The following is an 11,459-nucleotide window of genomic DNA, read 5'->3' on the forward strand; positions in this document are numbered from 1 at the left end:
GGCGCGCTGGCGCTGGGCCGGCTGCTGGATCAGGGGGCCTGGGTTCCCGAGGCCATCTCGATGATGAAGCGCAACAACTGCGGCAAGGCGCTCGACATCGCCCGCGTCGCCCGCGACATGCACGGCGGCGCCGGCATCACCGGCGAGATGCACGTCATGCGCCACGCCATGAACCTCGAGACGGTCAACACCTACGAGGGCGCTCACGACGTCCACGCCCTGATCCTCGGTCGCGCCATCACCGGCGAGAGCGCGTTCTAAGGCGGCGGATTTCCCTGCATCGGCCCTGTCGTCATGGCCCGGTTCTCGCGCTAGGCTGAACCCATGACGGGGGATTCAGCGATGCGGCGTTCAGGTGTTCGAGGCGGCCTCCTCCCGGCCGTTTCCGTGGCCGTCCTGGTGGTCGCGATGGCCGCGACCCCCGCCGCAGCCCAGACGCCGCCGTCGCCGGTGCCGTTCGACGCGCGGCGGGGGGTGTTCACCTTCGCCAATGGTCTCGAGGCCGCGCTGCCCGCGGTGGTGCAGGTCACGACCCTGGGTCAGTCGCAGGGGCCGAGCTCGGGCGCCAACGAGCCGCGCGTGATCGCCAGCGGCTCCGGCGCGATCCTGGACGCCCGCGAAGGCATCGTGGTCACCAACAACCATGTCATCGAGGGCGGGCGGAAATTCACCGTCGACATGACCGACGGGCGCATCTTCGACGCCACCCTGATCGGAGCCGACAAGGCGACCGATCTCGCCGTCCTGAAGATCGAGTCGGATTCGACGGCGTCGCTCGGCCTCTCGCAGATCGAGCTGGTGGACTCAGGGTCGCTGCGGACCGGCGATCTCGCCTTCGCCGTCGGCTATCCCCTGGAGCTGGATCAGACCCTGACCATGGGCGTGATCTCGGGGCTGGGCCGCTCAGGCATGGGCGACCGGATTGAAGACTACATCCAGACCGACGCGGCGGTGAACTCGGGCAACTCGGGCGGGCCCTTGCTGGACAGCCGCGGGCGGCTGATCGGGCTGAACACCTCGATCCTGTCGGGCGGCGGGGGCGGCAACGACGGCATCGCCTTCGCCGTGCCGAGCCGCATCCTGATGCATGTCGTGGGCCAGCTCCGCGAAACCGGAACGGTCCGGCGCGGCGTGACCGGCGCCATCCTCGGGTCGCTCAACGCGGAACGATCGCGGGGTTTCGGGCTCCGCATCGTGAGGGGGGCCGTGGTCGAGGACGTCACGCCCGGATCGTCTGCGGAACGCGCCGGACTGCGCCGAGGCGACATCATCACCCGCATCCAGAGCCGCGCCGTCTCCAACGCCGGGACGGTGGCGGCCACCATCGGCATCGCCGAGCCGGGGTCGCAACTGGCCGTCGTCTATCTGCGCGACGGCCGCGAGGGCCGCACCACGCTCGACGTCGAGATACCCGGCGAGCGCGCGGTCATCGTCGGCGGCGACGTGGTGATCACGCGTGGCGCCGCCGTACGGGCCGTTTCGGATGGTCTGCAGGTCGCCTCGGTCGAAGGCGGATCGCCGGCGGCCTCGGTCGAGCTTCAGGCCGGCGATATGGTCCGCTCCGTGAATGGCCGCCCGGTCGCCACCCTGGCTGACCTGGCCGCGGCTCTGGATAGCGACAGCGCCGCAATGCTGTCGATCACACGGGGCTCGGAGTCGCTGGACATCTCCCTCCCCTGACGCTGGCCTGGTCGCCGAACAGCAAAACGCCCGCTCCACCGGGGGGGAGGTGGCGGAGCGGGCGTCTCGCTTTGGAGGAAGCATCGGCCCGCCGAAGCCCTTGATGGAATGATCCAGGGGGGCTGGGGGGGCTGTTCAGGATCCGGGACCGCTCCGAACTCCGACGAGCCGATGAGTGAGGATGGCCTCCGCAAGGGGGCGCGCGATGGGCCGAAGGGAGGCTATTTCGTGTCCCGCGCGATTTTGTTTCCGCAAGCCCCTCGGCGCACCAGAGGCGGAACGGCGGCGCTGGCGTTTCGGCGAAGCAGGACTAACTTCATCGCATGAGCGACGCCGCCGATCTTCAGTCCGTCCCGGGCCCGGTCTTCTTCGACCGCAAGGAGCTGGACCTGATCCTGCGGGTGTATGGCCGGATGGTGGCGGCGGGCGAATGGCGCGACTACGCCATGGCGGGCCATAGGGACGTGGCGGAATTCGCCGTCTTCCGGCGCAGCGGCGACGCGCCGCTGTACCGCATCGAGAAGCGCCCCGCCCTGCGCCTGAAGCAGGGGCAGTGGGCGGTCATCGGCGAAGGCGGGCATGTGCTGAAACGGGGGCGCGAGCTGCCGCAGGTGCTGCGGGTGTTCGACGGCCGCCGCTTCTCGCTGGTCGAATAGAAAAAGGGCCCGGATCGCTCCGGGCCCTTTCCATTCTGATTGGCCTACCGCCCTTCGGGCTGCTTGAGGCCGTCTGGTCGACCTACCGCCCGTCGGGCTGCTTGAGGCCGCGTTGGCTATTCCCGGTTGCCGCCCATGAAGGCGAGCAGGAATTGAAACAGGTTGATGAAGTTGATGAACAGGCTCAGGGCGCCGAAGCCCGTGGCCACGCCCATGGCCGCCTGGTCGCCCCCCAGGGCGTAGTAGGTCATCTTCAGCCGCTGGGTGTCGTAGGCGATCAGGCCCGCGAAGATCAGCACGCCCAGGCCGCTGATGATCAGGTGCATCATCGGCGACTGCAGGAACATGTTGACGACCATGGCGATCACCAGGCCGATCACGCCCATGATCAGGAAGCTGCCCATGCCGGTCAGGTCCTTCTTGGTCGTGTAGCCGACCAGGCTGAGACCGCCGAAGGCCGCCGCCGTGACGAAGAAGGTCGAGGCGACCGAGGCGCCCGTATAGCGCAGGAAGACGATGCCGAGGCCGGCGCCGATCGAGGCGACGACGGCCCAGTACAGCATGTTCACGCCGCGCGCCGTTGGGTTCTTCATGAAGAACATCGAGCCGAACAGCAGGACCAGCGGCGAGAACTGGACGATCATGCCCAACATCGTCAGGCCGATGCGGCCATCCGCGGTCCGTGCGAACAGCAGTTGCTGCACCGGCTCGTAGACGCCGGTCAGGAAGGCGAGCGCGCCGGCGACCAGCAGGCCGAGAGCCAGCTTGTTGTAGACGCCCAGCATGAAGCTGCGCAGGCCCGCGTCGACCGACATGTCGGCCTGGGCGGGTACAGAATAGCCGTTTCTGAAATCGCTCATCGCGAAAACATTCCTCCATTCGGCCAGGGAACCCGGCCTTTGAACAAATATCGGGCGCTGGAGGCCCTTCCGCAAGGAAAACCGGACTTGGGCGGTCGGGTTTCAGCCGCTACGAACGGTCGCATGGTCCGCCTGTTCACCGCCCTGACCGTCCCCGACGACGTGGCCGAGACGCTGGCGCGCCGCCAGAGCGGCCTGCCCGGCGCCAAATGGCGGACGGCGGAGCAACTGCACGTCACCCTGGCCTTCTACGGCGAAGTGGCGGAGCAGCGGGCCGACGATCTGGCGGCCGAGCTGGAACGCGCCGCGGCGGGCGGGCCGTTCGAGATCGCGCTGAGCGGCGTCGGCGCGTTCGGAGACGGACACCGCTTGTCGACCCTGTGGGCGGGGGTCGAACCGAGCGAGCGGCTGTCGGTGCTGGCGGGCCGCTGCCGCTCGGCCGCGGAACGGGCGCATATCCCGATCGAGCGCCGCGAATACCGTCCGCACCTGACGCTGGCCTATCTGAAACCGCACGTGAACCCGGACCGGATCGGCGCCTGGATCGCGGGACACAACCTGCTGAAGTCGCCCGCCATCCGCATAGACCGCTTCGGCCTGTATTCGAGCGTCCTCGCCCACGGCGGCAGCCATTACGAACTCGAACGGGAGTATCTGCTTTGACCGGACCGGTGCTGAACACCGAGCGGCTGACGCTGCGCCCGATCGCCATGGAGGACTTCCCGCGCTGGGCGGAGATGATGGCCGATCCCGAAGCGTCGCGGTTCCTCGGGGGGCCGCAGCCCGCCGCGACGGTGTGGCGGGGCTTCATGACCATGGCGGGGGCCTGGAGCCTGACCGGCGTGTCGATGTTCTCAGTGATCGAGCGCGGCAGCGGCCTGTGGCTGGGGCGGATCGGACCGTGGCGGCCCGAAGGCTGGCCCGGGACCGAGGTCGGCTGGGGCCTGCATCCCGATGCCCAAGGCAAGGGGTATGGAGCCGAAGCAGCCACGGCGGCGATCGACTACGCCTTCGACGTGCTGGGGTGGACCGACGTCATCCACTGCATCGACCCGGACAATACCCCGTCGCAGCGGCTGGCCGAACGGATCGGATCGTCGAACCTCGGCCCCACCCGCCTGCCGCCGCCGTTCCATGAGCTGACGATGGAGCGCTGGGGCCAGAGCCTGGACCAGTGGCGGGCGCGGCGCGCCGGTTGAACGAAGCGGGGGTTGGCGGCTTTCCAAAGCAGCGCTTTGACGGCGCCGCCCGTTCCGCTAGGCAGGACGGCCGAACCATGAAGGAAAAACGTATGCGGGTGCTTGTTCTCGGCGGCGACGGCTTCTGCGGCTGGCCCACGGCCCTTCATCTGTCGGCGCGCGGCTGGGACGTCTGCGTGGTCGACAATCTGAGCCGTCGGAACATCGACAACGAGCTGGAGGTCCAGTCGCTGACGCCGATCCGCACCATGGGCGAGCGGATCGCGGCCTGGCGGGAGATCAGCGGCCGCACCATCGAGTTCGTCAACATGACGGTGGGCAAGGAGTTCGACCGGCTGGTCACCCTGATCCGCGACTGGCAGCCCGACAGCGTCGTCCACTTCGCCGAACAGCGGGCCGCCCCCTATTCGATGAAGTCGGCGCGCCACAAGCTCTACACCGTCGACAATAATCTGAACGCCACCAACCACCTGCTGGCGGCGATCGTCGAAAGCGGGCGCGACGTCCATCTGGCGCACCTCGGCACCATGGGCGTCTACGGCTACACAACCGCCGGCCTGCGCATCCCCGAGGGCTATCTGAAAGTCACGGTCGACACCGACTTCGGCCCGGCCGAGCAGGAGATCCTGTTCCCGCCGAACCCGGGCTCGATCTACCACATGACCAAGACGCAGGACGCCCTGCTGTTCCAGTTCTACGCCAAGAACGACGGCGTCCGGATCACCGACCTGCACCAGGGCATCGTCTGGGGCACGCAGACCGAAGAGACGCGGCAGGACGAGCGGCTGGTCAACCGCTTCGACTACGACGGCGACTACGGCACGGTGCTGAACCGGTTCCTGATGCAGGCGGCGGTGGGCTATCCGCTGACCGTGCATGGCACGGGCGGCCAGACGCGGGCCTTCATCCACATCCAGGACACCGTCCGCTGCGTCGAGCTGGCGCTGAAGAACCCGCCCGAGACGGGCGAACGGGTCAAGATCCTGAACCAGATGACCGAGAGCCGCCGCGTGCGCGACCTGGCGGCCATGATCGCCGACATGACCGGAGCCGAGGTCCACAATGTCGCGAATCCGCGTCAGGAAGCCGACGAGAACGAGCTGGTGGTCGCCAACGACCAGTTCCGCGATCTGGGCCTGAAGCCGATCACCCTGGCGCAGGGCCTGCTGGATGAGGTCACCGACATCGCCCGCCGCTACGCCGACCGCGCCGACCTGACCAAGGTGCCGTGCGTCTCGGCCTGGAACAGCAAGCGCGCCGAGGCGGTCCGCAGCGAGGCCCCCGTGGCCGCGCCGAAACCGCCCGTCCACGTCCGGAGCGCCTGACCGGCCCATGCGCGACCCGTCGGCGGCAGCCCCCTCCCCTCCGGTGACGCTGCTGGTGTTCGGGGGCGGATGGCTGGGTCAGGCCGCTGCGCGGGAGGCGGTGCGCCGGGGCGGGGGGGCGATCGTCACCAGCCGCGACACCGGCACACGCGAGGCGCTGAGGGCGCAGGGTTTCACCGCGGTCGATCCCGCCGATCCCGGAGCGCTGGCCGAGGCGGTCGCCGCGTCGTCCGCCGTGCTGGTGACGACCCCGCCCGAGGGCTCGGGTTGCCCGGGCCTCATGGCGCTGGCGCCGGCGATCACCGCCTCGCGCTCATGGCCCGACTGGATCGGGTACGTCTCCTCGACGGCGGTCTATGGCGACCGGGGCGGCGGCTGGGCGTTCGAGGATTCGGAGCTGAACGCCGCCACGCTCGAGGGCGCCCGCCGGGCGCGGGCCGAGCGGGACTGGCTGGACGCGGGTCAGGGCATGGGTCTGACGGTGCAGCTGTTCCGCCTGCCGGCGCTGTACGGTCCGGGCCGCTCGCCGGTGGACCGGCTGAGGGACGGCACGGCGCGGCTGGTCCGTAAGCCGGGGCAGGTGTTCAACCGCATCCACGTCGAGGACGCCGTGTCGGGCCTGTTCGCCTCGATGGCGCGGCCGCGGCCCGGCGCCGCCTACATCCTGTGCGACGACGAGCCAGCCGCCGCCGACGTGGTCATCGAGGGGGCGGCCCACCGTCTCGGCCTGCCCCTGCCACCCGAGGTCGAGCTGGACGACCCGTCCGTTTCCGACGCCATGCGCCGCTTCTACCTCGACAGCAAACGCCTGTCGAACGCCCGCGCCAAGGCCGAGCTGGACTGGCGGCCGAGGTATCCGACCTGGCGGGAGGGGCTGGAGGCGCTGGTCGCGACTTGAGCTCGAGCCGACCTCTCATGGCGCGAGAGGGCACGGACGGGTCTGGCCGGAGAGAACCTCCAGTCCGTTAACCGCAACGAAAGCGACTGTCCCGCAGACTGTCAGGGATGTCAGGCGCCCATAGCGGTGCAGCCGTGCCCGCTTCGGGACCTCTGGCGTCGGGGGTTCTGGGGGAATGGATGGCTTCCGTCGCCTATAAGACGACCGAGGAGCCGACGTCGTCCGGCGTCTCGCGACTCCCGGAGTTGATCGCGCTGGCCCGCGAGCCGTCCAGCGAACGACGCCGTGAACTCCTACGCGAACTGACCGACCACTTTTTCGGCCATCCCCCGCAGAGCGACGTTGAAACGTCGCTTTACAGCGACGTGTTTGCTCGCCTGCTGGCGGACATGGAGACGTCGGTCCGGGCCGAGTTGGCGCACAGGTTTTCGACCAACCTGAACGCGCCTCGCCCGCTCATGTGCTGGTTCGCGGAAAAGGAGATCGAGGTCGCCGAGCCGGTTCTTCGGGCGTCGCCTGTGATGACCGATGACGACCTGCTGGCGATTGTCCGGAACGAGGGCCAGGGGCACCTCAGAGCGGTGTCGCAGCGGACCGTCATCAGCGAAGCCGTCGCTGACGTGATCGTGGCGCGCAGCGACGACGAAACCCTTGGGACCCTTCTGGCCAACGACGGCGCTGTCCTGTCACGGCACGCCTCGGAGGCGGCGGTCGAGCGCGCCAAGGCGAACCCCGCGCTTCAGTCCGCGGCGGTCGATCGCAAATTGCTGCCGCCCGATCTGCTGAACGAGATGTATTTCGTCGTCGGCAGCGAGCTCCGCCGCCGGATCGTCGCGCGCAACGCAAGTCTCGACCCGGAGCTGCTGGAAAACGCCCTGTCCGTCGGCGTCGCCAGGGTGGCCACGGAAGACGGCGTCTGGCCGAAGGACTATTTCGAATCCCTGTCACAGGTGAAGGCGACGAAGTCAGGCGACAGGCTGCTGCCCGCCGAGATCGCGCGCATCCTGCGGTCGGGCAACCGAACGGCGTTCTGCATCGCCCTGGCCGAGATCGCGGACGTCGACATCTTCACCGTGTCGCGCATCGTCGAACAAGGCGAGGTCGATGGTCTGGCGGTGCTGTGCCGCGCCGCCGATCTGGACGGTCCGCTGTTCCTGACGATCGCCTTGTCCATTGTCGGGGGCAGCTCGGAGGGAATGGGCAAGGCGCGCTCGTACTCCCTCCACTACGCCGAGCTGACGCGGGACGCCGCCCTCCGAACGCTGCGCTTCTGGCGGCTGCGGCGCGGCACGCCCTGACGGACGCGGCGGCGGCGCCGGGTTGTTGGTGGCTGCTTGGTTCGTGATTGGTGGTTCGTGGTTAGTGGTTTGCCGATGGCTGTGCGGCGGCGCTGACGGGGCCGCCCATACGCCGCCAGGTATGCGGCAATCACTAACCACTAATCACTGACCCGCCATGCCTCAGAACGGCAGCAGGTTCCGCTGACGGCTGTAGGCCATGGTGCCGACGTTGGCGCCGAGGCGCAGGCCGACGCCGGTGCGGATGGGGGCCAGGACGATGCCGTCGGCGCGCTGATAGTTCACGCCCAGACCGCCGACCAGATAGGCCGAGCCCTCCACGCCGGGATAGCGGCGGTAGATCATGTCGGGGTGGAACAGGCCGTAGACCAGGGTGAAGACGCGCGACGCATTTCCGCCCACGTCCCAGCCGATCGAGATGCCCTGCCAGAACACCTCCTGCGAAGCCGACAGGTCTTTCATGTGCAGGGCGCCGCGGCCGTAGCGCAGGCCGACGCCGGCGGCGCCCGAGCCTTCCTCGCCGGCGATGTAGGCGGTCGGGCGGTCGCCCTGTTCGGCGAAGATGCGCTCGATGGCGCCGCCGATGGCCTCGGCCGCGATGCCGAGCTCACGCGACCCGGCGGCGACCAGCTCCTCGGCCGTATAGGCCTGGGCCTGCTGGTCCGAGCGGATGGGATAGTTGGGGTCGCCGGCCTGGCCGCGGGTGGCGCAGGCGCTGAGGCCCGCGGTTCCGGCGGTGGCGGCGAGACCGGAGAGGATCATTTGGCGGCGGTGCATGGCGCGGGCTCCATAGGCGGCGACGGTCCGCCCGACTCACGCGGGCTTGGCCATACCCTCGCCGGGCTTTGAGTCAGCCTTGCGGCGGCAAGGTTAACGGAACCTTGCCGCGGCGGCCGCATCGTGGGCGATTGGCTTAACCAACTTAAGGGGATGGCAAGACGCGGCATGGCATGCAGGGCCATGACATCGCCCGATCGCTCGAAAACGACACGACTGTTTCTCGATGGTTTCGAGCGCGTCGTCATCACCGGGCTGTTCGCGTGGCTTTGCTACCGCTTCTACGGAACCCTGGGCGAGACCCCGGCCAACATGGTCTTCCTGATTTCGGAGGGGGCGGTCGCTCTGTTCGTGCTCCTGCGGCGCACGACCGACCAGATCAGCGTCAAGCCTTTCGACTGGGCGGTGGGCGGGGTCGGCACCATGCTGCCCATGCTGCTTTCGCCGTCAGGGGCCGGCTGGTCGGGCGGCGCGATCTTCCTGATCGCGGGCGCGGTGATCGCCTTGGGCGCCAAGTTGTCGTTGCGGCGCAGCTTCGGCATCGTCGCCGCCAATCGCGGCGTCAAGAGAGACGGGCTGTACGGGGCCGTGCGGCACCCGATGTATCTGGGCTACTTCCTCGCGAACGCCGGCGTGCTGATGCTGAACTTCTCGATCTTCAACGCCTGCCTGCTCATCGTATGGGCCGCGTGCCAGCTGGCGCGAATCCGGGCCGAGGAGCACGTGTTGTTTCAGGATCCCGCGTATCAGGCCCACGCCGAGAAGGTCCGGTTCCGGCTGCTTCCGCTCGTCTACTGACGGCGGAGCCGCCCTCGCCTAGGTCCGGAGGTTCGCTCCGGCCTTGGCCGCGGCGGCGACGATCCTCGACGACAGCGCCTCGATCTCCGGCTCCGTCAGCGTGGCCTCGCGCGGCTGGATGACGACCTCGAGCGCGACCGACTTCATGCCCTCCGGCACGCCCGGGCCGCGGTAGACGTCGAACACCCTTACATCCGCGATCAGCGCCTTGTCGGCTCCGGCGGCGGCGCGGACCAGGTCGCCGGCGGGCCTGGCGTCCTCCATCACGAAGGCGAAATCGCGCGTCAGGGGCATGAGCGGCGCGAGCGTCGCGGCCCCGCGCGCCTTGGTGGCCTTGCCGCGCGGTTCAGGCACGGCGTCCAAAACGATCTCGAACGCCAGCATCGGGCCGTCGGCGTCCAGCGCCTTGAGCACGCGCGGGTGCAGGGCGCCGAACTCGGCGACCACGGTCTTCGGGCCGAGCTGCAGGCGGGCGGAGCGCCCGGGATGCCACCAGTCGCGGTTCTGGCCCTGCGCCAGCTGCAGCGAGGCGACGGGCGCGCCCAGGGTCTCCAGCAGGGCCATCAGGTCGCCCTTCAGCGCGAACAGGGCGTCCTCGGCCGCACCGCCCCAGTGGCGGGCGGAACGGGGCGCGACCAGGCCGGCGATGACGGTCCGCTGTCCCGCGGGCGTGTCGTCCAGATAGATCGGACCTATCTCGAACAGGGCGACGTCGGGGCGGCCCCGCGCGGCGTTGCGGGCGGCGGCCTCGATCAGGTTCGGCAGGGCCGACGGGCGCATGCAGTCCAGATCGGCGGCGATGGGGTTCTCGACCATCAGACGGTCGTCGCCGCCGCCGAACAGGGCGGCCTTGTCCCGGCGGGTGAACGACCAGGTCACGGCCTCGGCATAGCCCATGGCGGCCAGGGCCCGGCGGGCGGTGCGGACGCGCGCCTGACGCGGGTTCAGGACGCCGCGCGAGGGCGCGCCCTGGCCGGGAAGCGGCGTGGACGGCAGGGCGTCATAGCCCTCGATCCGGGCCACTTCCTCCACCAGGTCAGCGGGGCCCTCAACGTCGCGGCGCCAGGACGGCGGCGTCACGCTCCAGACCGCGCCGCGCACGACGTCGAAGCCGAGACGGGACAGGATCTCGGCGATGCGGTCGTCGTCCAGCGACAGGCCGGTCAGCCGCGCCACGCGGGCGGGATCGAAGTCCAAGGCGGCGGGATTGGCGGGCGGCGTCCCGGCGACCACCATCTCCGACGCCTCGCCGCCGCACAGGTCGAGGATCAGCCGGGTCGCCAACTCCAGCCCGGGAACCACGAAGGCCGGATCGACGCCGCGCGCGAAGCGGTACTGGGCGTCGGAGCTGATGGTCAGGGTCCGGCCAGTCTGGGCCGTGACCAGCGGATCGAACCAGGCGCTCTCGACGAAGACGTCGACCGTCTGATCCGAACAGCCGGTGGACTCGCCGCCCATGACGCCGCCGAGGCCGATGGGGCGTTCGCCCGCAGCGTCGGCGATGACGCACATGGAGGGATCGACGGAGTAGGTCTTGCCGTCCAGCGCGATCAGATGCTCGTGCGTTCCGGCCGCGATGCCTTGGGCGCCCCGCGAAAGCTGACCGGCGCGCACCACGATCTCGGAGCCGACCAGCTTGGCGGCGTCATAGACGTGCAGCGGGCGGCAGCGGTCCAGCGAGATCAGGTTTGTGACATCGACCAGCCGGTTGATCGAGCGCAGGCCGACCGCGGCGAGGCGACGCTGAAGCCACTCGGGCGAGGGACCATTGGTCACGCCGCGGATCAGGCGGCCGGCGAACACCGGGCACATCTCCGGCGCCTCGACGCGGACCGTGATCGGCGACGGGAAGCCGCCGGCCACCGGGCTGACGGGCGGGGTGCGCAGCTGGCCCAGGCTCGCGGCGGCGAGGTCGCGGGCGATGCCGGCGACGCCGAGCCAGTCGGAGCGATTGGGCGTGACCTCGAA

12 protein-coding genes are annotated in these 11,459 nt (G+C 69.5%); 9 read left to right on the forward strand and 3 right to left on the reverse strand.

Annotated elements, in window-relative coordinates; all coding sequences use genetic code 11:
- From VGB60_RS07780 to VGB60_RS07790, 3 genes are all read left to right on the forward strand, one after another.
- Nucleotides 1-261, forward strand: a 261-nt coding sequence (locus VGB60_RS07780) for an acyl-CoA dehydrogenase family protein (protein WP_331037700.1), incomplete at its 5' end; no start/stop codon positions are given.
- A 126-nt stretch (nt 262-387) separates the two neighbouring features.
- Nucleotides 388-1,680 carry a trypsin-like peptidase domain-containing protein gene (locus VGB60_RS07785; RefSeq protein WP_331037701.1) on the forward strand — a complete coding sequence of 431 codons (1,293 nt, stop codon included), beginning with the start codon at nt 388-390 and terminating at the stop codon, nt 1,678-1,680.
- 323 nt (nt 1,681-2,003) lie between these two features.
- Entirely contained in the window at nt 2,004-2,336 is a 333-nt protein-coding gene (locus VGB60_RS07790; RefSeq protein WP_331037702.1) for a DUF2794 domain-containing protein, read from the forward strand.
- Nucleotides 2,337-2,452: 116 nt separating this feature from the next.
- Here VGB60_RS07790 and VGB60_RS07795 read toward each other — a convergent pair whose 3' ends face one another.
- Nucleotides 2,453-3,196, reverse strand: a complete 744-nt coding sequence (locus VGB60_RS07795) for a Bax inhibitor-1/YccA family protein (protein WP_331037703.1) — start codon at nt 3,194-3,196, stop codon at nt 2,453-2,455.
- A gap of 123 nt (nt 3,197-3,319) precedes the next feature.
- On the opposite strand from VGB60_RS07795, the gene thpR reads away from it, so the two are divergent.
- From thpR to VGB60_RS07820, 5 genes are all read left to right on the forward strand, one after another.
- Nucleotides 3,320-3,859: an RNA 2',3'-cyclic phosphodiesterase gene (gene thpR / locus VGB60_RS07800; RefSeq protein ID WP_331037704.1), complete on the forward strand. Its 540-nt coding sequence runs from the start codon at nt 3,320-3,322 to the stop codon at nt 3,857-3,859.
- Nucleotides 3,856-4,395: a GNAT family N-acetyltransferase gene (locus VGB60_RS07805; RefSeq protein WP_331037705.1), complete on the forward strand. Its 540-nt coding sequence runs from the start codon at nt 3,856-3,858 to the stop codon at nt 4,393-4,395. Before thpR ends, VGB60_RS07805 begins: the two co-directional genes overlap by 4 nt.
- Nucleotides 4,396-4,487: 92 nt before the next feature.
- Nucleotides 4,488-5,720, forward strand: a complete 1,233-nt coding sequence (locus tag VGB60_RS07810) for an NAD-dependent epimerase/dehydratase family protein (protein WP_349256606.1) — start codon at nt 4,488-4,490, stop codon at nt 5,718-5,720.
- A gap of 7 nt (nt 5,721-5,727) precedes the next feature.
- The gene (locus VGB60_RS07815) at nt 5,728-6,618 is read left to right on the forward strand and encodes an SDR family NAD(P)-dependent oxidoreductase (protein WP_331037707.1); all 891 of its coding nucleotides are present in this window, start codon (nt 5,728-5,730) and stop codon (nt 6,616-6,618) included.
- A 179-nt stretch (nt 6,619-6,797) separates the two neighbouring features.
- Entirely contained in the window at nt 6,798-7,916 is a 1,119-nt protein-coding gene (locus VGB60_RS07820) for a DUF2336 domain-containing protein (protein ID WP_331037708.1), read from the forward strand.
- Nucleotides 7,917-8,078: 162 nt separating this feature from the next.
- Here the strand turns inward: VGB60_RS07820 and VGB60_RS07825 are convergent, their stop codons facing one another.
- Nucleotides 8,079-8,693 (reverse strand): DUF1134 domain-containing protein, encoded by a 615-nt coding sequence (locus VGB60_RS07825; RefSeq protein WP_331037709.1) that lies wholly within the window; start codon nt 8,691-8,693, stop codon nt 8,079-8,081.
- A gap of 183 nt (nt 8,694-8,876) precedes the next feature.
- On the opposite strand from VGB60_RS07825, the gene VGB60_RS07830 reads away from it, so the two are divergent.
- A complete protein-coding gene (locus tag VGB60_RS07830; protein ID WP_331037710.1) occupies nt 8,877-9,491 on the forward strand; it encodes an isoprenylcysteine carboxylmethyltransferase family protein in 615 nt (204 codons plus the stop codon).
- 18 nt (nt 9,492-9,509) lie between these two features.
- Here VGB60_RS07830 and pheT read toward each other — a convergent pair.
- Nucleotides 9,510-11,459, reverse strand: a 1,950-nt coding sequence (gene pheT, locus VGB60_RS07835; RefSeq protein ID WP_331037711.1) for a phenylalanine--tRNA ligase subunit beta, incomplete at its 5' end; no start/stop codon positions are given.

Source organism: Brevundimonas sp., from assembly GCF_036399195.1.
Lineage (GTDB): Bacteria > Pseudomonadota > Alphaproteobacteria > Caulobacterales > Caulobacteraceae > Brevundimonas.